We start from the raw sequence: 21,817 nt of genomic DNA, 5'->3' as shown, positions 1-21,817 counted from the left end.
TATGAGACTCTTTTTAGCACTTTTTTTTGCGTATAATCTTTTTGCGTCGACTTTGCATCTTGCAACGTCGTCCAATCCATCACGTCTAAACCCTCTACTCGCAACAGATTCTAGCTCTTCTGAAATAGCAGGTTTTATTTTTAATGGACTTTTGAAATACGACAAAGAGAACAAAAACATTATTGGAGACCTTGCAAAAAAATATTATTTTGAAGATAGTAAAACTCTTATATTTAAACTTCAAAAAGGTGTCAAATGGCATGATGGAGAAGAATTTAGTGCAAAAGATGTACTTTTTACTTATGAAACTTTAATCTCAAATAAGATTGCAACACCATATAGTTCAGGTTTTCGTTTTGTAGAGAGTGTAGAGTTGCTGGACAAATATACAGTGAAAGTAAACTATAAAAAGCCTTATTTTAAAGCATTAGAAATCTGGATGATGGGGATTATCCCTGAGCATATTTTAAATGATGAAATAAATTTTATGAGCTCAAAGTTCAATACAAATCCGATAGGCACAGGCCCATATAAACTTAGTAAATTAGAGTTTTCTAAAGATATTGAGCTTGTAGCATTTGATGATTATTTTGAAGGTAGGGCTAAGATCGATAAAATCGCTTTTCATGTGATCCCAGATGCTACTACAAGTTTTTTGATGTTGAAATCTTCAAAATTGGATATTGGTAATTTAGAGGCTATTGCATATGAAAAAAAGATCAAACAAGATTTTTTAGAGCATTTTAATCTTTATGAGCAAATTGCACCTGTGTACGCATATCTCGGTTTTAATTTGCGCCGAAAAAAATTTCAAAATCCAGATGTAAGACGTGCACTTTCACTTGCTATAAATAGACAAGAGTTAGTTGATATGCTCTTTTTTAAACATGCAAAAGTATGTACAGGTCCTTTTTTACCTGGAAGTGCAGCTTTTAATCCAGATATCAAGGCTCCAGAGCAAAACATAGAAGAAGCAAAACAGTTATTGAAACGTGCAGGATACGATAAAAATCATCCTTTAACATTTGAGATTGCTACTTCAAATTCTGATCCTATTCGACCATATGCTGCGGAAATATTACAACATCAATTGCAACAAGTAGGTGTGGTTGTAACATTAAGGGTGATGGAGTGGCAGGCTTTTTTAAACACAACAGTACATCCACGTAAATTTGATACCATTTTACTTGCTTGGAGTCTTTCTCCTACACCAGACCCTTACTATCTTTGGCATAGTGAAAGTGATAAAAAAAATGGTTTTAATCTTGTAGGATATAAAAATCAAGAGCTTGACGTTTTGATAAAAAAATCTGAATCAATAAGTGATAGAAAAGAATTAGTAAAATATTGGCAGAAGATGTTTAAAATAATCACAGATGATAATCCATATCTTTTTTTATATATTCCAAACTCCATAACTGCCGTAAATAAAGATATAAAAAATGTGCAACCTGCACTTAGTGGTATCTGGCATAATTACATAGAGTGGGAGAAATAGTTGATAATACTTTTTGATCTTGATGGAACTTTAATAGACTCAACAGAGGCTATACTTGAAGGGTTTCATCATTCATTTGAGATGTATCAATATCCACATCCAAGCGATGAAGAAATCAAAGCACTTATTGGTCATCCGTTAGATGTGATGTTTAGTGAACTTGGTGCTCCCCAAGAGAAGGTGTGGGATTTTGTTGATACTTATAAAGAGTATTATAGAGAGATATCGACACAAAAAACTGAGTTACTTCCATTTGCAAAAGAAGCTATATATCTAGCAAGTGAATTTGCAGAACTTGGAATAGTGACAACAAAAACAGCTAAATATTCAAAAATTTTGATGGAACATTTTGGATTAATGGAAAAATTTAAAGTCTTAATTGGTCGTGAAGATGTGCAAAATCCAAAACCACATGCTGAACCTATATTGACAGCGCTAAAAAGTTTTGAAAATATTGATGCTAAAGATATTTGGATGATAGGTGATACAGAACTTGATCTTATCAGTGCACAAAGTGCTTGTGTAAAAAGTATAGGAGTGCTGAGCGGATATGGGGATAAAGAGACACTCTTAAAACATACTAAAACAATATTTAACAATACAATTGAAGCTATTGAATATTTAGAGGGTAGAAAAACTACACACATACCCTTCTAAAAATACCTAGATTACATCATCAAGCTATATTTAAGTGCATCTTCTCTAAAATACTGCTATCTAAAAGTATAGAGAAAAGATCACATTTCTCTAAAGGATTAAGGAGAATATATGCTAGAGATCAGATGGCATAGTCGTGCTGGACAAGGTGCTGTAACAGGTGCTAAAGGTTTAGCTGACGTAATTTCTACAACTGGTAAGCATGTGCAAGCGTTTGCATTTTATGGTTCAGCAAAACGTGGTGCTGCCATGACTGCATACAACCGTGTAGATGATACTGTGATTATGAATCACGAAAAATATATGGAACCTGATTATGTATTTGTAATAGACCCTGCATTAGTTTACACATCAGATGTAACTATTAACCACAAAGATACTACAAAGTACATTATCACAACTCACATGAGCACAGAAGAGTTGAAAAAATCACAACCAAAGCTAGCTGATAAAGAAGTGTATACTCTTGATTGTATTAGAATTGCCCAAGAAACTATTGGTCGTCCTATCCCAAATACGCCAATGCTTGGAGCATTTATGAAGATTTCTGGTATGTATGATATCGAGTTCTTTAAAGAGAGTATGCAAAGAATTCTTGGTAAGTTACCACAAAAAATTATCGATGCAAATATGGTCGCTATTCAGCGCGCATTTGATGAAGTAAAGTAAGGAGCGTATAAATGGCAAATACAGGTTGGAATGAATTTGAAATCGGAGCTATGTTACGTTCTTTTGATGGTGTAGTAACAGATAATGTTGCTGGTGTAGTACAAGAGGATCGTAATTATTCACAAAACAACTCATTCTCTGCATCAGTAGCAGACTGGAGAATTATCAAACCAGTTTTCAATAAAAACTATTGTATAGACTGTCAGTTTTGTTGGGTATATTGTCCCGATATTTCTATCATTTCTAGAGATAAAAAAATGGTAGGTGTAGATATGGATCACTGTAAAGGGTGTGGTATCTGTGTTGAGGTTTGTCCTACAAATCCTAAATCACTTATGATGTTCCCAGAACAAGCAGATGAAGAGACAGAGATCGCTAACTGGCCAGAGAAACAAAGCAAGGAGAACTAGAGATGGCATTTGATAAAATGGAATTAAGAGACGTAGAAGTTTGGGATGGAAATATGGCAGCAAGCCATGCGATGCGTCAAGTACAAATTGATGTTGTTGCAGCGTATCCTATTACACCTTCTACTCCAATAGTTGAAAACTATGCTAGTTTCTTAGCAAACAACTACGTTGAGGGTGAGTTTGTTATGGTTGAATCTGAACATGCTGCAATGAGTGGCTGTGTAGGTGCCGCTGCTGCTGGTGGTCGTGTTGCTACTGCAACATCTTCTCAAGGTTTTGCTTTAATGGTTGAGGTTCTTTATCAAGCATCTGGTATGCGTTTACCAATTGTACTTAACGTAGTAAATCGTGCACTTGCTGCTCCACTAAATGTTAATGGGGATCACTCAGATATGTACCTTGGACGTGACTCTGGTTGGATACAGTTTGATGCATACTGTCCTCAAGAAGCGTATGACCTTAACTTTATCGCTTTTAAAGTTTCAGAAGATCACGATGTAAGACTTCCTGCAATGGTTCACCAAGATGGTTTCATGACTTCACACACTGCACAAGGTGTACACACTTTAAGTGATGATACAGCGTATGGTTTTGTTGGTGAATATCAGCCAATGAACGACATGCTTGATTTTGAACATCCAGTAACTCACGGTGTACAAACTGAGGAAGATTGGCACTTTGAGCATAAAGCTCGTCAACACAATGACCTAATGACAAAGGTTATTCCAAAAATTGAAGTTGCATTTGCCGAGTTTGAAAAACTTACAGGTCGTAAATATAATCTTGTTGAAAAGTATGATATGGATGATGCTGATGTAGCAGTTGTTTGTATGGGTACATCAGTTGAAACTGCACGTGAAGTAGCAACACAGATGAGAGCAGAAGGGATCAAAGCTGGTGTTGTAGGTATCAGAGTTATCCGTCCATTCCCATTTGATCAAATCATTGAAGCACTGAAAGATGTAAAAGCTATCGCAGCGTTAGATCGTTCATCTCCAAATGGTGCACCTGGTATGTTATTCAACGAAATTGCTGGTGCATTGTTTAACACAGATACAAAAGCAATGCTTAGTGGTTATGTATATGGTCTTGGTGGTCGTGACTTAACTAAAAAACATTTAGTAGAGTTATATACTGAGCTTCAAGCAAATGTTGATGCTGGTAAAGTGACTACACCATTACAACAATTTATCGGTGTTCGTGGACCGAAATTAGCATTTTTATAGGATTTAATCATGAGTGAAATGAAAAAAATTAAAAACTTAAAAGAGTTTTCAACTTCAGCAGACAGATTTGAGGGTGCTAACCTTCTTTGTCCTGGTTGTGCTCACTCAATCATCGTTCGTGAAGTTTTAAATGCTACAAATGATGACTTAGTACTTTCAGCTTCAACTGGATGTTTGGAAGTTTGTACAGCAGTTTACCCATATACATCATGGGATGCTTCTTGGATACATATCGGTTTTGAGAATGGTTCAACTGCAGTTGCGGGGGCTGAAGCTATGCACAAAGCACTTGCTCGTAAAGGTAGACTAAAACAACCTGAGCGTACACCAAAATTTGTATCTTTCGCAGGTGATGGTGCATCGTATGACATCGGTTTTCAGTGGATTTCTGGATGTATGGAGCGTGGGCACAATATCATGCATGTTGTTTTAGATAACGAAGTATATGCAAACACTGGTGGTCAGCGTTCATCTTCTACACCAATTGGTTCAAGTGCTACAACTTCTCCAGCTGGTCGTGTAAGTTATGGTGAAAAAAGAAATAAAAAAGATATGGTAGCTATCATGGCTAGTCATGGTATCCCATACTCTGCACAAGTTGCTCCAAATAAATGGAAAGATATGGTGAAAAAAATCCAACACGGTATGGCAGTAGAGGGACCAGTATTTATCAATGCTATGTCTCCATGTACAACTGAGTGGAAATTTGATCCAAAAGATACTATGAGTGTAGCTGATTTAGCAACTGATTCTTTAGTATTTCCACTTTATGAAATCATTGATGGACATGAGTTAAACATTACATATCGTCCTAAAAATATTATCCCAGTTGAAGAGTATTTAGCAGCTCAAGGGCGTTTTAAACACCTTTTTAAAGATGAGTACAAATACTTAATCAAAGAGTGGCAAGAGAGAGTAGATGCGAAGTGGGAGCAGTTACAGCGCCGCGAAGAAGCTCGCGTATAAGCGAAGTTTCATCTTCGATGCATCTTGCGTCCAACTTAGATACGGCAGACTTTTAGTCTAGCCTTTATCTGAGTTAAACACAATCTACACCAAATCTAAAACTTCTATCGATTTTTTTATTTTTTTATATTCTTTTCTTTTTTCATTTTTTTGTATTATAATATTTCATTAGCTCCAAACTTGTGGAGGTTTTTTATGCTTGATCCGATTTTATTGCGTATTGCTAAGAGTGCGATATTGGCAAAGTTAGATGCTGGTTATAGTTTTGATGCAAGTGAATTAGGTACATTATATCCATTTTTAAATGAGCAGGGTGCTTGTTTTGTTACACTACATTTCAATAAAGATCTGCGTGGGTGTATAGGCTCGATCATAGCACATAAAACACTTTTAGAAGATATTCTTGACAATGCCGCTTCAGCAGCATTTCGTGATCCGAGATTTTCCCCCGTGAGAGTTGGAGAACTTGATAGTATTAACTTGGAAGTTTCTGTTTTAACTACACCAGAACCTATAGAGTATAGTGATTATGATGATCTTAAATTAAAAATAGTTCCTAAAAAAGATGGACTTATACTCAAAGCTGGTGGATATCAAGGTACATTTTTACCCCAAGTGTGGGATCAGCTTCCAACTACAGAACAATTTTTAGAACATCTAGCATACAAAGCGGGTACAAATCCATCAATATATCAACAACATCCAATAATCTATCGTTATAGGGTTGAAGTAATCGAGGAGGATTTTGATGCAATATTACCGCTATAAAGATGGGCATTCTATTACTTGTATATTATGTCAGCATTATTGTACTCTTAAGGAGGATAAAAGTGGAATATGTGGCATTAACTATAACATTGGTGGGGAGTTAGTCAATAAAACATATGGACACCCAAGTGCTTTGCATATTGATCCGATCGAGAAAAAACCACTCTACCATTTTCTCCCAGCTAGTCGTTCATTGTCACTTGGAACAGTTGGGTGTAACTTTCGATGCCCATTTTGTCAAAACTATGAGATATCGCAAACAACTGAGATAAATGAGGCAGCAAATTATCCACCCCAAAAGATAGTAGAGTTAGCGTTAGAACATAATTGTGAAAGTATCTCTTACACTTATAATGAGCCGACAATTTGGTACCCTTATGCAAAAGATATAGGGTTACTAGCAAAAGAAAAAGGTTTAAAAAATGTGTTTGTTTCAAGTGGTTTTGAATCGCAAGAGGTTTTAGAAGATATGATAAGCTGGGTAGATGCGGCAAATATCGATCTTAAAGGTTTTTCACATGATTATTATAAAAAAGTACTCAAAACCAATCTTGATGGGGTACTGGAGTCTTTAGTTGGATTTGCAAAGAGCAAGATTTGGCTTGAAGTGACTACGCTTCTTATACCAAATGTAAATGATTCTCAAGAGGAGATAGAAAAGATGGCGGAGTTCATAGCAACTAAATTAGGTGTAGATACCCCTTGGCATCTAAGTGCATTTCATCCAACTTATAAGATGTTAGATACGCCAAACACTCCGATCGAGACACTTTTATATGCAAAAGATATAGGGCAAAAATATGGGCTTAAATATGTGTATTTGGGTAATGTGAGAGCTGATGGAAGCTCGTATTGCCCAAAATGTGGGACAAAAATAATAAACAGAGATGGATATAGTAGTGAACTGACTTGTCTATATGAGAGCAAGTGTTGTAAATGTGGTGAACTTATACAAGGAGTTTGGCAATGATTAGAGAGATGAGTGTAGCTGGAAGTTTTTACCCCGATTCTAAAGAGGAGATCGAAAAGTATCTCACCTATTTTAACAAAGTATACGATAGACACTTTACCCTCTCAGATGCAAAAAGCAGGGTGGTAATCGTACCCCATGCTGGGTATGTGTACTCTGGTTTTACAGCAAATGTGGCCTATAGAATTCTAAAAAATTCTGAGATTAAAAGGTTTGTAGTTATTGGTCCATCTCATCGTGTTGGTTTTGATGGTGTAAGTGTATGTGATTATGAAGAGTACAAAACACCATTTGGTACTTTAGAGTCTGATAGAGAGATAGTTAAAATGTTACAAGAAAAGGTTACACTCAAATGTATGCCACAAGCACATCATGAACACTCTACAGAAGTACAATTTCCTCTATTAAAATATTATATCCCTGATGCTACACTTGTGGAACTTGTATACTCAAATGAAAAACCAGAAAATATCTCAAAAATCATCGATTTACTTTTAGAAAATACGGGTATAGGAGTCATAATAAGTACAGATTTGAGTCATTTTTATACACTTAGAGAGGCAAATATAATTGATCGTATCTGTATAGAATCGATAGAAAATATGCAAATCAATAGACTCCATGAAGGGTGTGAAGCGTGTGGAAAAATTGGTGTTGAAGCTGTATTGCTAAGTGCAAAAAAAGCCAGTATGCATCCACATATTATAGATTATAGAACAAGTGCAGATGCAAGTAATGATGTCAGTAGTGTAGTTGGATATGTGAGTGCTTATTTTACATAATTAGTTTCAAACCTCAGAAATATAAAGACAAAACTAGATAAAATGCTCAGTAAAATTGCACTAGTGCAATGGGCTCTCTGCCGAAGAGAACCAAGCGTTAGCGTAGATGATGGAATTACTTCCGACATCGTATGAACAAGAATGAAGGGTTTCCTTCATTTTATAAAATAAAATTAAGGAAAAATATTATGCCTCTTTTAGATTCATTTACAGTTGACCATACAATTATGCCAGCCCCAGCAGTTCGCAAAGCTAAAGGGATGAAATCACCTTCTGGAGATAAAATCACAGTTTACGATCTTCGTTTTTATAAACCAAACGTAGATAAGATGGATGGACGTGGAATCCATACATTAGAGCACCTTTTTGCTGGTTTTATGCGTGATCATTTAAACTCTAAAAGTGTAGAGATTATTGATATCTCTCCAATGGGATGTCGTACAGGTTTTTATATGTCTGTATTGGGTGCACCTTCTGAGAAAAAAGTAGCTACTGCTTGGAAAAAGTCTATGGAAGATGTACTTGGTGTAAAAGCAAAAAAAGATATTCCAGAGTTAAATAAATATCAATGTGGCACATATAAAATGCACTCACTGAAAAATGCTAAAAAGATAGCAAGTGATGTATTAAGTCATAAAATCGGTGTAATGGATAATGAAAAACTCAAGCTCAATCTAAAGAAGTTAGGAAAAAAATAGATGTATTTACTTCTGCCTATGGATAGTGAGGATGTTCAAGAAGCAAAATTAACAAGTGTAATGGATGCAAAAATTTGGGCACAACTTTTAGTGCAAGAGGGGGAAGTTGTTGAAATAAATCATGCGAATGAATTTGATGCTTTTGATAACTTCTCTGAAGCGGTCATACTCATCAATGACTTTGAAAATCCAATGCCGTTTATGGAGTACAATATGATGCCTTTAGTTGCCCATACACAACGAAGTATAGATGATATAGTAGAAGCGTATCTATTTCGTGAGCTTCACGATATGGCGGTGTAAAAACTCTATGGATTTAAAACAGTTTTTAGAGCTTTTTAATCCACTTCCAGGGAATTGTTATCTACAGGTAACAACTGAACCAGATGCAACTACAACAGCACTCGATCAACGGCTCCAAAGTGTACATGGAGAGCTTCGAGTTGCTTACTATACACAAGATAAGAAAAGTTTTGAAGCGCTCAATATACAAACAAAACAACAAATAGATAACTTCTCAAAACCATTTCGAGCCTTGCCACGCGATCATGATGTGCTGATATTTAAAGATATACTCTCAAAACACACAAAACCAAAACAGCTTTTAAAAATAGCCTACACAACTTTAGCAAATGCTGCTCATATTGTTATAATGGAGAAAAAAGGTGTGATGGATATACCTGAAACTTTAGAGCTACTAGAGGAGTATGAATTTCGCTCAGCCAACTCTATAGAGGTGTTAGAAGGGTATGATCTTATAATGGCAAAAAAACTTCATATGTGGGGTAATGGGTTATAAAATTTTATTTTACTTCACACTAAGCTTGATATGTTATATTGAAAAGCAAAACGGTGAAAGGAAGATAATTGAAACGAATAGTATTTAAAGTTGGAAGTAGTGTTTTAACAAACAGAGATGAGGTTGCTAAAGAGAGAATGTTAAATCTGGTGTCTTTGATCGCAGAGGCGAGAAAAAAGTATGAGGTTATACTTGTTAGCTCAGGAGCAGTTGCATCGGGATACACAGCATTAAAACTAGATCGGAAAAAAGCAGTAAGTAAAAGGGTACTTGCTTCTGTTGGGCAGCCTATACTTATGCATAGTTACAAAAATAAATTTGATATTTTTGGTGTAGATATTGCACAGATTCTTTTAACAGAAGAGGACTTTGACTCACGTGTACATACAAAGATTTTTCAAGATATTATAGATAGTGCTTTAGAAAATGGAATCTTACCAATTGTAAATGAAAATGATATCTCAACTACATCAGATCAGCTATTTGGAGATAATGATCAACTCTCAGCGCATGTGGCACATTATACAAATGCAGATATATTGATAATACTCAGCGATATTAAAGGATATTATGATGATAATCCTAAAAAGAATCCAGATGCGAAGCTTTTAAAAGAGGTCAATGAGATCAAAGAATCAGATTTAAATCAGGCACACTCTCCAAACAATGAGTTTGCAACAGGTGGGATTGTGACAAAATTAAAAGCTGCAAACTACATCATGGGAAAAGGTAGAAGTATGTTTTTATGTAGTGGATTTGATCTTAGTGCTGCAAGAGACTTCCTTTTCACTGATAATCGTGAAGAAGGAACCCTATTTATTAAAAAATAATGAAGTTCGATGGTTTAAATCATAAGCAAGTTTTGAGTGAAGATGGAAGCTTTACAGCGTACTCAAAAGAGTATGATGAGCACTATCACTCTACAAAAGATGGTGCACTCAAAGAGAGTTTTAAAAAGCATATAGAACCAGCATTTACACTTTTAAAAGATAAAGATGAGTTACATATATTAGATATATGTTTTGGACTTGGTTTTAATACTTTAGCAACACTGTTTTACCATCAACAAAATGCTTTAACTTCAAAACTTTATATTTACTCTCCAGAGCTCGATAGAGAGTTGATAGAGTCACTCAAAAACTTTACCTATCCAAAAGAGTTTGAGGATTTTAAAGAGATTGTTTTGCAATTAAGCCAAACAGGAAAATATGAAGATGATAGTTATTTTATAGAACTTTTTATCGGGGATGCAAGGGAGTATATAAAGCGTTTTGAAAATAGGTTTGATATAGTGTATCAAGATGCTTTTAGCCCTGCAACTAACCCTGTTTTATGGACACAGGAATATTTTTTCGATGTTGCAAAAGCGATGAAGCAAGAGGGTGTTTTAACTACTTATTCAACGGCTCTAAAAACTCGTCTGGCATTACACAATAATGGTCTTAATATCTACCTTAATAGTGGTAAAGATTTTAGAGATGCTACATTGGCTTCATTTTCCACTTTACATGGGTATGACAAGGTAGATATGGAGCATAAAATTAAGTGTAATCCAGATGTTGAACCATTAAAGGATTTAGGAATTTATAACAGTTAAGAACTCCTCTCCAAATTGCTCATACTTTTTCATTCCCACACCATTTACCTCTAACATCTCCTCTTTGTTTGTTGGCATATCTGAGGCTAAATGTTTAAGGGTTTTATCGCTGAAAATGATGTAAGCTGGAACCTCTAATTCCTCAGCTAACTCTTTTCGTTTTTCACGTAGACGCTCAAAAAGATTACGATCAAATGCAAACTCCTCTTGAAGTTTTTTCGCTTTTTGTTTTTCTACAACATTGAGGCGTGAGGCTTTTATATTTACCATTGCAAGAGATTTTAAAATTTTTATAGCTTCATTTGTAAGTTTGAGTGCTTGAAACTCCCCAAGAGTGATGATGTTTAACTCTAAAACCCGCTCAACGATCACAAACCACTCTTTTTTACTCAAGTGTGAGCCAATAGAGTAGACTGAGAGTTTATCAGCACCGTTAGAGAGAAGCTTTTGCTCACTTGATCCACGAAGCACATCGATAATGTAGTTTTTCCCAAAAGTTTGGTTGGTTTTATAGATACAACTTAGTAACATCTGCACCTCTTTGGTTATATCTTTACTCTCTTCATCACTGAGGCAGTTTTCACAACGATCTTTACACTCCTCTAAAGTATCATCAAAATAGTTTGCCAGTTGTTGATGGAAACAAAGCTCACTTGTAGCGTATTTGTAGATCGTATCTATCTTTGCAGCTAGATGCTCTTTATAGCTCATATCCATGATCTCATCAAGGTAGCGTTTATGTTGTGCTATATCTCCTGCGTTAAAGAGTAAAAGCACTTCTGCATCTTCTCCGTCACGTCCAGCACGTCCGATCTCTTGGTAGTAGTTCTCTAGTGACTTTGGCAAACTCATATGCACAACAAAACGGATATCTGCTTTATCAATCCCCATCCCAAAAGCGATCGTTGCAACGATGATGTTGATATGATCATTTACAAAAAGTTTGAAGTTTTGCTCACGAATATGTTGCGGCAAACCTGCGTGATACGGGAGTGTTTTATATCCAGCAAGGTTAAGTTGAGAGCTGAAGTCTTCCGCTTTTTTTCTTGAACTTACATAGATGATTCCAGCTTCATTTTGGTGGTTTAAAAGAAAGTTTTTGAGTTGTGCTTGACCATTTGAGATACGTCTTTGCATAGAGATAAAAAGATTTTTGCGAAAAATTTTCCCTTTTAGAACAAGAGGATTTTGTAGTTGCAGTTCTCTTAAAATATCCTCGGTCACATGCTCAGTTGAGGTAGCGGTAAAAGCAGCGATAGTTTTGTCTGGAAATTCCCGTTTAAGTTGCCCTAACGAGCGATAATCATCACGAAATTCATGCCCCCATTGTGAGATACAATGCGCCTCGTCGATCACAAAAAAATTGATGTTTATATTATGAAGTAGTTCAAGTGTTGTAGGGTTGTTTAGACGCTCTGGAGAGAGGTATAAAAACTTTAACTCATTACGGTAAAGTTGTGCAATTGTAGCCTCAACCTCTTCAAAGTTTTGTGCACTTGAAAGCATCGCAGCGGCTATCTGTTGGGCTTGAAGTGAGGCTACTTGATCTTGCATAAGTGCGATCAGCGGAGAGATGACGATCGTAACCCCAGAGATCATCATAGTTGGAAGCTGGTAAACCAAACTTTTTCCACCACCAGTTGGTAGGATCATAAGTAGATCACGACCACTTAAAATAGCGTCAATCCCATCCTCTTGAAGCTCTCGAAAGCTGTTATGCCCAAAGGTGTCTTTTAATACTTTTTGCTTCATTTACCAGCAAAGCTCCTAAAATAGATACAACATGATACATAAATATATCTTGTGTATTATTTATATATTTTAGTTCTTTGCATATAAAAAAAGTAGTTAAGACTAAACATACTCATAAAAAGTAATAAAGCAAAAATATAGATCCCTTGTTGTGGTAAGTTATCGAAGAAATTTGTTATGAAAAAAGTTTTTTCCATAATACGAGCACTTATCCAACTCAGTGCAGCAATCATTGCAAAAAGTGCTCCAGTGATTCTAAAATAATAAAAAAAGCGTGGTACTAGTGTAATACAAATGAGCAATGGCATCACTAATAGAGTAAGTATCAACTGCATAGTTTCAATCCCTAAAGTAAATCCAATTAAAGAGATTCCTTGTGTGAGAGGATCAAAATGAAACAGAGTTAGAGTTTCAGAAAATGCTAATCCATGCACCATTCCAAAAACTGCTGTAGTAAGAAATACGAAACGTCTTAGAAGTGGACGAATTGCATGTAGTGCAGTGATAAAGATAGATACTGCAACTAAAATCTCTACACCTTGAACAGAAAAACTAACAAGATTAAAGGTAGCTAATGCTAAGGTAAGAGTATGTCCCATAGTGAATGCAGTAATCATCTTCAATATCTCTTTTATGGAGTTTTTCAATGGCTTTCGTTGCATATTCCACGCTCTTTTTGAAGCTACCAACGGAATAGGTAAAAGAAGAGTAAAGAGAAAAAGTAGATGATCACTCCCCTCAGCGATATGTTGCATACCATGTTGAAACATTACAAAAAAACCAGACGAACCTCCTGAGGTACGAGAAAAAGTGGAATCAAAATGTTGATAGTTAAATATGTCAATTATTTTACCTTTTTCTTCAAAAACACCCTTATTAAAATCACCTCGAACACTTAAGTATATTTTGTGGCTTACAACACGGTGAATAATCGCATTACAATGGATGTTGAACTTTTTTATTGCTTTTGGGGCATCAACGTATGCACTGATAACTAGATATGGTTGAAGGTCAGTGTTGTCCATAGATATACTTTGATAGTGAATAGGAAAATCTTTAGAGGATTCCCCTGTAACTAACAAATGTTTTTGCATATAAGTGATGATGCTTTTTTGAAAGTGAGGTTGCTCTAAAGACTCTAAAGCTACGTTTAACTCAGGTGCAGCAAGACGTAATTCATTAACAGCTAGATAGACTTCCAAAGCTACACGACGTTCACTCAAATCTAAGAAAATTGTACTCCGCTGTGTAGTATGTGCTTCTAGGGCATATTGTCCAAAAAAAAGAACAAAGATAAAATAAAGTTTAATACGATTCATTTGAGTTCTTTTACTTTTAGATGGATCCTCCATAATCCATCTCTTTGTCTCTATACATTGCATGATAATGGGTCTTACTACTGATAATTACCCCAGTTTGACAAGCAATTTCTATCCAAACGCGTGGACCATCTATACGCATATATGTCCCAGAGGTGTCAACATCAATACCTGCACTTTGAGAACCTGCCCATGCGATATAGGTTTCACTAAGAGCGTCATCAGAGGTATAATCAGCAATAAGTGGATCGTAAATATCACCACTATAGTCTGCTACCCACTCCTCAATAGAGGCTATAAGTACCTCTTTTTGTGCGTCAGAAAGCTCAGAGACTGAGAGACCTCTACTGCTAGTAGGATAGCGACTAGTATCAGCATAACCCACTTCATATTCAGGACCAACGAGAACATCACTATAGGTCTCCCCTTCTAAATAAGCATCAGAGAGTTGCGTAGTGCTTAGTGCATCAAAAACAGCAACCATAGCATCACCCTCATCAGCAAGAGGCGAGTAAGTTTCTGATTCTATCTCGAAACTTGCCTTTGGTTCAACTCCAGCATGATGAGGCGTAGGATAACCAGTACCACTAATGAATGTGATGTTGTAAGCCATGTGGTGCCCACCCAACATTAACATCCAATCATCATCAACTGAAGGCGTTCCAATAATTGCTATTGAGTAGAGTTCTGATCCATAACCACTACCTCCGATCTCATTGAGGTAATCATCTGCGGCACGTATACCCGCAAAATCTTCATATCCTGCATCACTTAAAACTGTTTTTGCAAGTGCTAAAGCAGCAGTAATTGAACTAGTGCTAAGCTCTTCAAAAGTGATACCGCTACGTGGATGCCCTTGAACTGGAAGGTTGATCCAACGAGTTTTTGCTGTAGCATCATCCCAGTCATACACTACTGATGCTTCTTGATCATCAGTTAATGTAGCCAAAAATGTTTCAGCAGCACATACACTTACTTCAATATCAGTATCACCGTCACATGCTGAACTTGAGCTGTTTGTATCAGTTGAGTTTGTCTCGGTTGAACCTGAGCTATTTGTATCAGTCAAACTTGAAGTATCATTACTGTTACCACATCCTACAAGGGAGAAAATAAAAATCCCTGCAATTAACGTTAGAGATAATTTATTGTAAAACACTGACATTGGAGTTTCCTTCTATTAATATTTGAAAGAATTATAATTCAGAAGTGTTAGTAGAGTGTAAGTAAATAAGTATTTTTAATACAGTGAGCTAATAGAATCTACCTGTTCCCAAGTAAGACCATCGGTAGAAGTTTGATGCTTTACAATATGTGCGATATAACGAGCAAACATATCTGTCTCAATATTTACACGTGAGCCTTTTTTGTAATTTTTAAAGAGAGTTTCTTTCATAGTATGCGGAATGATAGTGAGGCGAAAACTGTCGCTAAAAACTTCATTGATCGTAAGACTCACACCATCGATAGTGATCGAGCCTTTTGGAACAATGTAGGGGATAAACTTTTTATCTAACTTTATAAAAACATCATAAGAGTTACCATTATTTTTAACTTCGCTAACCTCTCCGATCGTGTCAACATGTCCTTGAACAATATGCCCCTCAAAACGATCACCCATCTGCATTGCAGGTTCTATGTGAACCTCATTTTTATAGTTTTCAATTGCAAGAAGTTTTTGACTCTCGGGAGAAAGCTCAACACAAAACCCATCATGTGAAGTTTCAATAACAGTCAAACAAGCTCCATTGATAGCGATACTATCCCCAAGTCCAGCTTTATGTTTTGAGCGAACGCAGAGTTTACTTCCTACGAAGTTTTTAACAGTTGCTATTTCTCGTATTAGTCCTGTAAACAATTTCGTCCTTTTCCCTTGATCTAAGTTGATGGTTTATGAGTGCCTAAGATATTTTTGATTGTTTTTTCAAGACTCAGACCGAAGGGAGGATTTGCTCTTGAAAAAATAATCTAAAATATCGACTAAAACACAATTTTACCATCTTCCTGTAATCCTTTAATAATTTCCTTAGCTTTTTCATGCCCTTGATATGCCGCTTTACGACAATAATCTAGTGCCTTGTCATGGTCCTCTTCACACCCAATACCTTGATCATATAAAAGTCCAAGATTATAAAGTCCTTGCGCTAAACCACCCTCAGCCGCTCGTGAAAAACAGATAAAGGTTCTTGCATCATCTTGCACAACTCCAAGACCATCTTTATATAAAGTTCCCAAGTTGTTAAATGCTTCAAAGTGCCCACGCTTAGCAGCCTCTTCATACCAAAATGCAGCCTCTGAATAGTTTTGCACACACCCAAGCCCACGCTCTAACATTAACGCTGTTTCATACTGCGCTTGTGGTACTTCACGAATGGCAGCTTCCATAAAAAGTTCATGTGCTTTAAACTGGTTATGCTCCACACCACCTAAACCATTTGCATATAAAATCCCCAGATTAAAAAGTGCATAGGGTTGTTTTGCTTCGGCTGCTTTTGTGTAAAGCTCTAACGCTTTTGCATCATCTTGATCACACCCTTGTCCCATCTGATACATAAATCCTAGGGATGCTTGTGCATTTGGATCATTTTCGACTAGTTGTGTATAAAGTTGCAATGCTTTTTCAAAATCCCCAGCATTGTAAGCGTTATGTGCGTCTTGTATCATTGCTTTTCGTTTTCCGTTCGTATGTTTTGTCTAAAGGTTGTTTGGTTCCCTTTAGCTTTAGCTTTTGCATCTCTGATTTTGTCTAAAAGGTTCTCTTTTGTTTGTAGTCTATCGGCTCTGAGTTCAAATTGTCCCCTACCATCAACTTCAGGATCGTACTCTAAAATTTCTGGTTTATAATCTTTAAATAAGTCATTGCTCATATAAAAACCCTTGAATAAATCTCTACATAAGTAGTTTACTATGCAAATGATACTTAAAAATGATAAAATTCCATTTAAAATAAGTTGTTAGGTGCAATTTAGAAACAATACTTCATTCAGGAAAGTTTGATTTTCTTAACGCTTTACGATGATTAAAAATGCAAAACTCGCATAGCTTGAGACGTTGCATTTTTGCCTTTGGCACATCATCTCCAAGCTAAAAATCAAAATCCTTACTTCAGCATTGTTTCTAAATTGAGCTAGATGATGACGCACGGAGATAGGCTAATGGAATATGACGTAATTGTGGTTGGTGGTGGTCATGCGGGGATAGAAGCTGCATTTGCTGCTGCTCGTATGGGAAATAAAACTTTGATGATCTCGATGTTGGCTGAAAATGTGGGGGCAACTTCATGTAACCCTGCTATTGGTGGGTTAGCTAAGGGGCATTTAGTACGTGAGATCGATGCGCTTGGTGGTGAGATGGGGCTTATCACTGATGAAGCTGGTATACAGTTTCGTATTTTAAACCAGACAAAAGGTCCAGCGGTTCGTGGGAGTCGTGCACAGATCGATATGGACAGATACCGTGTGATTGCTAGAAACAAAGTTTTGCATGAACCAAATTTAGAGCTTGTGCAAGAGACTGCGGAATCTTTAATCATTGAAGAGGGTGAAATTAAAGGTGTTATTACTCAGCTTTTAAATGAGTACCGTGCCAAAAAAGTGATTATCACTTCAGGAACGTTTTTAAATGGTATTATCCACATAGGTGAGTCAAAACTTGTAGGTGGTCGTTTTGGTGAAAACGCTTCTGTAGGACTAAGTAGCGCACTCAAAGATGCTGGGCTTATAATGGATCGTTTAAAAACTGGAACATGTGCAAGAATTGATAGCTCTAGTATAGACTTTTCGGTTATGGAAGAGCAAGATGGAGATACTTTGCCAAATCCATTTAGTTTTAGAACCAATCGAGAAGAGTTTAGACGTACAAAAAAGCAGCTTCCTTGTTTCATTGCCTATACAAATGAAACAACGCATCAGATTATTGAGTCAAACTTTTATAGAGCACCACTTTTTACAGGACAGATCGAAGGTGTTGGTCCACGTTATTGTCCATCGATCGAAGATAAGATCAACCGTTTCCGTGACAAAGATAGACACCACCTCTTTTTAGAGCCACAAACTATGGATAACACAGAGGTGTATGTAAATGGTATGTCTACTTCACTTCCACCTGATGTTCAGCGTGATATGATCCACTCTGTTAAAGGGATGGAAAATGCAAGAATTGTACGTTACGGTTATGCTATAGAGTATGACTTCGTTGATCCAAGAGAGTTACGCCATTCATTGGAGACGAAAAAAGTAAAAGGGCTTTACCTAGCTGGGCAGATCAATGGTACTACTGGGTATGAAGAAGCAGCTGCACAAGGGCTAATGGCTGGGATCAATGCAGCTCTTGCGATCCAAGAAAAAGAACCACTCATCCTTCGTCGTGATGAAGCGTATATTGGAGTACTCATCGATGACTTAGTTACAAAAGGGACAAAAGAACCATACAGAATGTTTACATCTCGTGCAGAGTACAGACTTCTTTTACGTGAAGAGAGTGCAGATACACGTCTGAGTCACTATGGGCATGAGCTTGGACTTTTAGATGATGAAACTTATGCAAAAGTAGAGCAAAAAGACAAAGAGATTAAAGAAGGTTATAGACTTTTAGAAGAGACTCGTTTTACCCCAAACAAAGAGTTCAATACTATTTTAGAAGCGATGGGTGAAGAACCTATCAAAGATGTATCGAGCGCACAACAACTCGTAGCGCGTAAAACTTTTGACATTGAAAAGATGGTAAAAATCGTTCCAGAGATCGGAAAATATGATGAGTACATCAAAGAAGAGATTTTAGTAGAGGGAAAATATGCCCGCTACATCGAGAAGCAAAGTGAAGAGATCGAAAAGATGAAAAAGTATCTCAAAGTTGAGATCCCAGATAACTTCGACTTCACAAAAGTAAGTGGTTTAAGTAAAGAGATTCAAGAAAAACTTGCAACGTTTAATCCACCTACTTTACAAGCTGCAATGAACATTTCAGGAATTACGCCGGCAGCTATAGAGATACTGCATATTTATATAAAGATAGAAAATAAAAAATCATCCCATAAGAGAGATTAAATGAAAATATCCGTTGTCATCCCTTTTTATAATACCCCTATGAAGTTTTTTAAAGAATGTGTAGATAGTGTTAAAAAGTTAAGTCCATTTGAGATTATTTTGGTTGATGATTGTTCAACAGATGTTGAGATAATTACTTTTGCAAAACAATCAGGATGTAAATATATAAAAACAGCTTATCAGTCAGGGCATGATGGACATCCCTTTAATGTAGGGGTTGAAAATGCTAAAGGTGAATATATATGTAGAGTTGATTCTGATGATGTTCTTTTAGAACTACCACAGAAAATGCCTTATGACATACATTTTGGAAATGCAGATAGGGTTAAGGTGTCAAATACATTTAGTATTGAAGAGTTTATTTTAGCACCAAGAGCTATTTTTAATGCTATGGTTTTAAAAAGAGAACTTATGCTTCAATATAAAACAGCTGAAGATGCAAATGTATTTAGTGATGTACTTTTAATACTACGTTTATTATATAACAATCATAATTATAGTGTACATGAAAAAGTAAACTATATATACAATAAACGAGAAAACTCAATTCAAACCTCAAAAACAGATTTTCAACATCGACTTAGACAAGTTCAAACGGTGGCACGATTTTGTTACTTAGAAAACATTGATCCAGAAAAAAGTATAGAGTATTTGCAACTTGTTATGCTTCATGTACGTTTTGGTAGTGATAGTAGAAAGTTTTTAAAAGCTCATATGTTACAAAAGCAGAAAAGAGATGAATAAATTAACTCATACACCTCAAAAGAGGTGAATGAGAAAAGTTTTTAATAGTAGTTATAATTATCCAATTCTAACTCAATGAGTTGATTATTAACTAAATCAGCATATTGAAAATTTTGACTGTCATAATAACTATTACCACCATAATATTCGTAATTGTCTGTATTATTTCCGTCTTGGCCATATGCTTGGAAATACAAATAATCATCCATCTCAATATCGGTAGGGATTGTATATACAACAGAACTTCCTATTGAAATATTTTCATATAAAGTATATTCTTCTTTACTCCATATACTTACACTAATGTTACATTTATCAATAGGATAAGAGTTGGGATTAGTACATTTGAGTATAACAGAATGAGCTGCTGTACCAACTTCAACTCTTGTAGTTAAATGAATAGCCACATCTTCAGAAAGGTTAGAATCTGCACTTCCTGTATAGTATACAAACTTGTCGTCTTCACGTAAAGTTTTAGATTGTCCACTCCAAGACAATGTACTTACACCTTCAATAGCAGTTGCAATAGTTGAACCACTCGCTGGTATAGAGAAAGTAAGATCATCATCAGATGGATTTGAAAGTGTTACATCACATGCTACAGCTGTACCATTAACATCACACTGAACAAAGTTTTGTGTTGTAGGTTCACTTAATACGATAACAACATTACCTGTAGTTCCAGAAGTTTGTGTACCAATAAGACCAGTTATTGTACTTGCATTCCATACAATTGAACCACTAGATGGCATATTGATAACAGTTAAACCACCTGCTGGAATAGTTTTAGATTTTGTAAGATGTGAGCCATCATCTAAAGTAACATTTGCTACTACAGCACACTCTGTAGCTGTACCATCTGCAAGTTCACAAGAGATATCTACTGAACCAGCATTTTCAAATTTAAAGTCCCAGTTCCAAGTTGAGAAATGTGAAACAGTTGCACTTAGGGCTAAACCTGATAGAGTATCCGCAGCTATTACAACACCTTCGCCATCTTCGATCCATAGACCTTGTGTTTCATCAAAGTGCCAAAGAGGAATAGTTGAGCCAATTGTTAAAGCTTGATTGTTGATACTTGTAAGTGGTAAATCCATTTGAATATCGGCTGTTTTGTTAGTGTCAAGTTGTAAGTAATTTCCATCTTCATCATAAAAACTTACACTCATCATACCTGCACTAATAAGTTCAACTAAGTTACCATCAGCATCTAAAGCTTGACCATTTCCAAGCATTGCATTTAACTCTGAGTTTTGAATGTCCCATGGTGTTAATTCTAATGTTACATTCCCTTCTGCCGCAGTACCATCAGGTTTTACTAATGCATTTGCTGGTAGAGTTATTTGTGCACCTAAGTAAGAGCCTTGAATCACTTGTTCATTTTCAATATTTGAAATATATAATGTTTCTTTTACTGGTTGCATAACTATTAAAACAGTTGTGTCTCCAGACAATTCAGTTACTATAGATTGGTTTACAAACCCATCTTCAGTAACACGAACAACAATTTCATCTTGTGTTTGAGTGTCTTCTTGGCATTTATGTTTACCTTTTTTATGTTTTTTGTGTTGATCATGTTTATGTTTACCTTTTTCTTCTTGTTTAGAAGCGATTTCTAAAACAGCAACACCCATCTCATCCGTAACACCTGATTCTTCACCAATAGTTACACTTGCCCCTTTTAATAGAGCTCCATCATGTCCCTTAACAACTACTGTGACTGTGTCACTATTACAACCTGTTATCATCAACATGACAAATGCAGATAGTAAGATATGAATCATACCTTTGGTAATAGACTTAATTCCCATAGTTTAACCTTTCATTTTGAGTTATATTCAGTGCATTAAAATATTATATATTAATTATATATAACATATAATATACTAAAAACAACATTTTACAATTTATAATATT

23 protein-coding genes are annotated in these 21,817 nt (G+C 35.9%); 16 read left to right on the top strand and 7 right to left on the bottom strand.

The window, feature by feature from the left end; translation table 11 throughout:
* Window position 1 precedes the first annotated feature (1 nt).
* The 14 genes from ACQY56_RS00410 (at window position 2) to ACQY56_RS00345 (ending at window position 11,040) form a co-directional block, all read left to right on the top strand.
* The gene (locus tag ACQY56_RS00410; protein ID WP_428737375.1) at window positions 2-1,498 is read left to right on the top strand and encodes a peptide-binding protein; all 1,497 of its coding nucleotides are present in this window, start codon (window positions 2-4) and stop codon (window positions 1,496-1,498) included.
* The gene (locus tag ACQY56_RS00405; protein WP_428737374.1) at window positions 1,499-2,155 is read left to right on the top strand and encodes an HAD family hydrolase; all 657 of its coding nucleotides are present in this window, start codon (window positions 1,499-1,501) and stop codon (window positions 2,153-2,155) included.
* A 111-nt stretch (window positions 2,156-2,266) separates the two neighbouring features.
* A complete protein-coding gene (locus tag ACQY56_RS00400) occupies window positions 2,267-2,824 on the top strand; it encodes a pyruvate flavodoxin oxidoreductase subunit gamma (protein WP_428737373.1) in 558 nt (185 codons plus the stop codon).
* An 11-nt stretch (window positions 2,825-2,835) separates the two neighbouring features.
* Window positions 2,836-3,234 (top strand): 4Fe-4S dicluster-binding protein, encoded by a 399-nt coding sequence (locus tag ACQY56_RS00395; protein WP_428737372.1) that lies wholly within the window; start codon window positions 2,836-2,838, stop codon window positions 3,232-3,234.
* Window positions 3,235-3,236: 2 nt separating this feature from the next.
* Complete coding sequence (locus tag ACQY56_RS00390) at window positions 3,237-4,460, top strand: 2-oxoacid:ferredoxin oxidoreductase subunit alpha (protein ID WP_428737371.1); 1,224 nt, start codon at window positions 3,237-3,239, stop codon at window positions 4,458-4,460.
* A gap of 9 nt (window positions 4,461-4,469) precedes the next feature.
* Window positions 4,470-5,426 carry a thiamine pyrophosphate-dependent enzyme gene (locus ACQY56_RS00385; RefSeq protein ID WP_428737370.1) on the top strand — a complete coding sequence of 319 codons (957 nt, stop codon included), beginning with the start codon at window positions 4,470-4,472 and terminating at the stop codon, window positions 5,424-5,426.
* Window positions 5,427-5,621: 195 nt separating this feature from the next.
* Window positions 5,622-6,194 (top strand): AmmeMemoRadiSam system protein A, encoded by a 573-nt coding sequence (gene amrA, locus ACQY56_RS00380; RefSeq protein ID WP_428737369.1) that lies wholly within the window; start codon window positions 5,622-5,624, stop codon window positions 6,192-6,194.
* Window positions 6,175-7,164 (top strand): AmmeMemoRadiSam system radical SAM enzyme, encoded by a 990-nt coding sequence (gene amrS / locus ACQY56_RS00375; RefSeq protein ID WP_428737368.1) that lies wholly within the window; start codon window positions 6,175-6,177, stop codon window positions 7,162-7,164. Before amrA ends, amrS begins: the two co-directional genes overlap by 20 nt.
* Window positions 7,161-7,946 (top strand): AmmeMemoRadiSam system protein B, encoded by a 786-nt coding sequence (gene amrB, locus ACQY56_RS00370; protein ID WP_428737367.1) that lies wholly within the window; start codon window positions 7,161-7,163, stop codon window positions 7,944-7,946. Before amrS ends, amrB begins: the two co-directional genes overlap by 4 nt.
* A 188-nt stretch (window positions 7,947-8,134) precedes the next feature.
* Window positions 8,135-8,644 (top strand): S-ribosylhomocysteine lyase, encoded by a 510-nt coding sequence (gene luxS / locus ACQY56_RS00365; RefSeq protein WP_428737366.1) that lies wholly within the window; start codon window positions 8,135-8,137, stop codon window positions 8,642-8,644.
* A complete protein-coding gene (locus ACQY56_RS00360) occupies window positions 8,645-8,947 on the top strand; it encodes a hypothetical protein (protein WP_428737365.1) in 303 nt (100 codons plus the stop codon). It abuts the gene before it with no gap.
* A 7-nt stretch (window positions 8,948-8,954) separates the two neighbouring features.
* Window positions 8,955-9,443 (top strand): hypothetical protein, encoded by a 489-nt coding sequence (locus ACQY56_RS00355; protein WP_428739726.1) that lies wholly within the window; start codon window positions 8,955-8,957, stop codon window positions 9,441-9,443.
* Window positions 9,444-9,511: 68 nt separating this feature from the next.
* Window positions 9,512-10,273, top strand: a complete 762-nt coding sequence (proB, locus tag ACQY56_RS00350; protein ID WP_428737363.1) for a glutamate 5-kinase — start codon at window positions 9,512-9,514, stop codon at window positions 10,271-10,273.
* The gene (locus ACQY56_RS00345) at window positions 10,273-11,040 is read left to right on the top strand and encodes a tRNA (5-methylaminomethyl-2-thiouridine)(34)-methyltransferase MnmD (protein WP_428737362.1); all 768 of its coding nucleotides are present in this window, start codon (window positions 10,273-10,275) and stop codon (window positions 11,038-11,040) included. Before proB ends, ACQY56_RS00345 begins: the two co-directional genes overlap by 1 nt.
* On the opposite strand, the gene recQ is transcribed toward ACQY56_RS00345, so the two are convergent.
* The 6 genes from recQ to ACQY56_RS00315 all read right to left on the bottom strand — a co-directional run bounded on the left by recQ (window position 11,020) and on the right by ACQY56_RS00315 (window position 16,978).
* The gene (gene recQ, locus ACQY56_RS00340) at window positions 11,020-12,792 is read right to left on the bottom strand and encodes a DNA helicase RecQ (RefSeq protein WP_428737361.1); all 1,773 of its coding nucleotides are present in this window, start codon (window positions 12,790-12,792) and stop codon (window positions 11,020-11,022) included. The two genes, ACQY56_RS00345 and recQ, sit on opposite strands and share 21 nt — an antisense overlap.
* Window positions 12,793-12,848: 56 nt before the next feature.
* Window positions 12,849-14,111: a HupE/UreJ family protein gene (locus ACQY56_RS00335; protein ID WP_428737360.1), complete on the bottom strand. Its 1,263-nt coding sequence runs from the start codon at window positions 14,109-14,111 to the stop codon at window positions 12,849-12,851.
* Between the two features lie 16 nt (window positions 14,112-14,127).
* Entirely contained in the window at window positions 14,128-15,276 is a 1,149-nt protein-coding gene (locus ACQY56_RS00330; protein WP_428737359.1) for a DUF3500 domain-containing protein, read from the bottom strand.
* Between the two features lie 75 nt (window positions 15,277-15,351).
* Window positions 15,352-15,969 (bottom strand): riboflavin synthase, encoded by a 618-nt coding sequence (ribE, locus tag ACQY56_RS00325; protein WP_428737358.1) that lies wholly within the window; start codon window positions 15,967-15,969, stop codon window positions 15,352-15,354.
* Between the two features lie 122 nt (window positions 15,970-16,091).
* Window positions 16,092-16,775: a tetratricopeptide repeat protein gene (locus ACQY56_RS00320; protein ID WP_428737357.1), complete on the bottom strand. Its 684-nt coding sequence runs from the start codon at window positions 16,773-16,775 to the stop codon at window positions 16,092-16,094.
* Complete coding sequence (locus ACQY56_RS00315; protein ID WP_428737356.1) at window positions 16,772-16,978, bottom strand: hypothetical protein; 207 nt, start codon at window positions 16,976-16,978, stop codon at window positions 16,772-16,774. The genes ACQY56_RS00320 and ACQY56_RS00315 overlap by 4 nt, the downstream gene beginning before the upstream one ends.
* A gap of 288 nt (window positions 16,979-17,266) precedes the next feature.
* Here ACQY56_RS00315 and mnmG point away from each other — a divergent pair, with 288 nt between their 5' ends.
* Both mnmG and ACQY56_RS00305 read left to right on the top strand, forming a co-directional pair.
* Entirely contained in the window at window positions 17,267-19,156 is a 1,890-nt protein-coding gene (gene mnmG, locus ACQY56_RS00310; protein ID WP_428737355.1) for a tRNA uridine-5-carboxymethylaminomethyl(34) synthesis enzyme MnmG, read from the top strand.
* Window positions 19,157-19,900 carry a glycosyltransferase family 2 protein gene (locus ACQY56_RS00305; protein ID WP_428737354.1) on the top strand — a complete coding sequence of 248 codons (744 nt, stop codon included), beginning with the start codon at window positions 19,157-19,159 and terminating at the stop codon, window positions 19,898-19,900.
* A gap of 41 nt (window positions 19,901-19,941) precedes the next feature.
* On the opposite strand, the gene ACQY56_RS00300 is transcribed toward ACQY56_RS00305, so the two are convergent.
* Window positions 19,942-21,711, bottom strand: coding sequence for an astroprincin family protein (locus tag ACQY56_RS00300; protein WP_428737353.1), 1,770 nt, complete (start codon window positions 21,709-21,711; stop codon window positions 19,942-19,944).
* Between the last annotated feature and the right edge of the window lie 106 nt (window positions 21,712-21,817).

It is taken from the genome of Sulfurimonas sp. (assembly GCF_050296975.1).
Lineage (GTDB): Bacteria > Campylobacterota > Campylobacteria > Campylobacterales > Sulfurimonadaceae > Sulfurimonas.
This window is presented reverse-complemented; position numbering and strand designations above follow the sequence as displayed.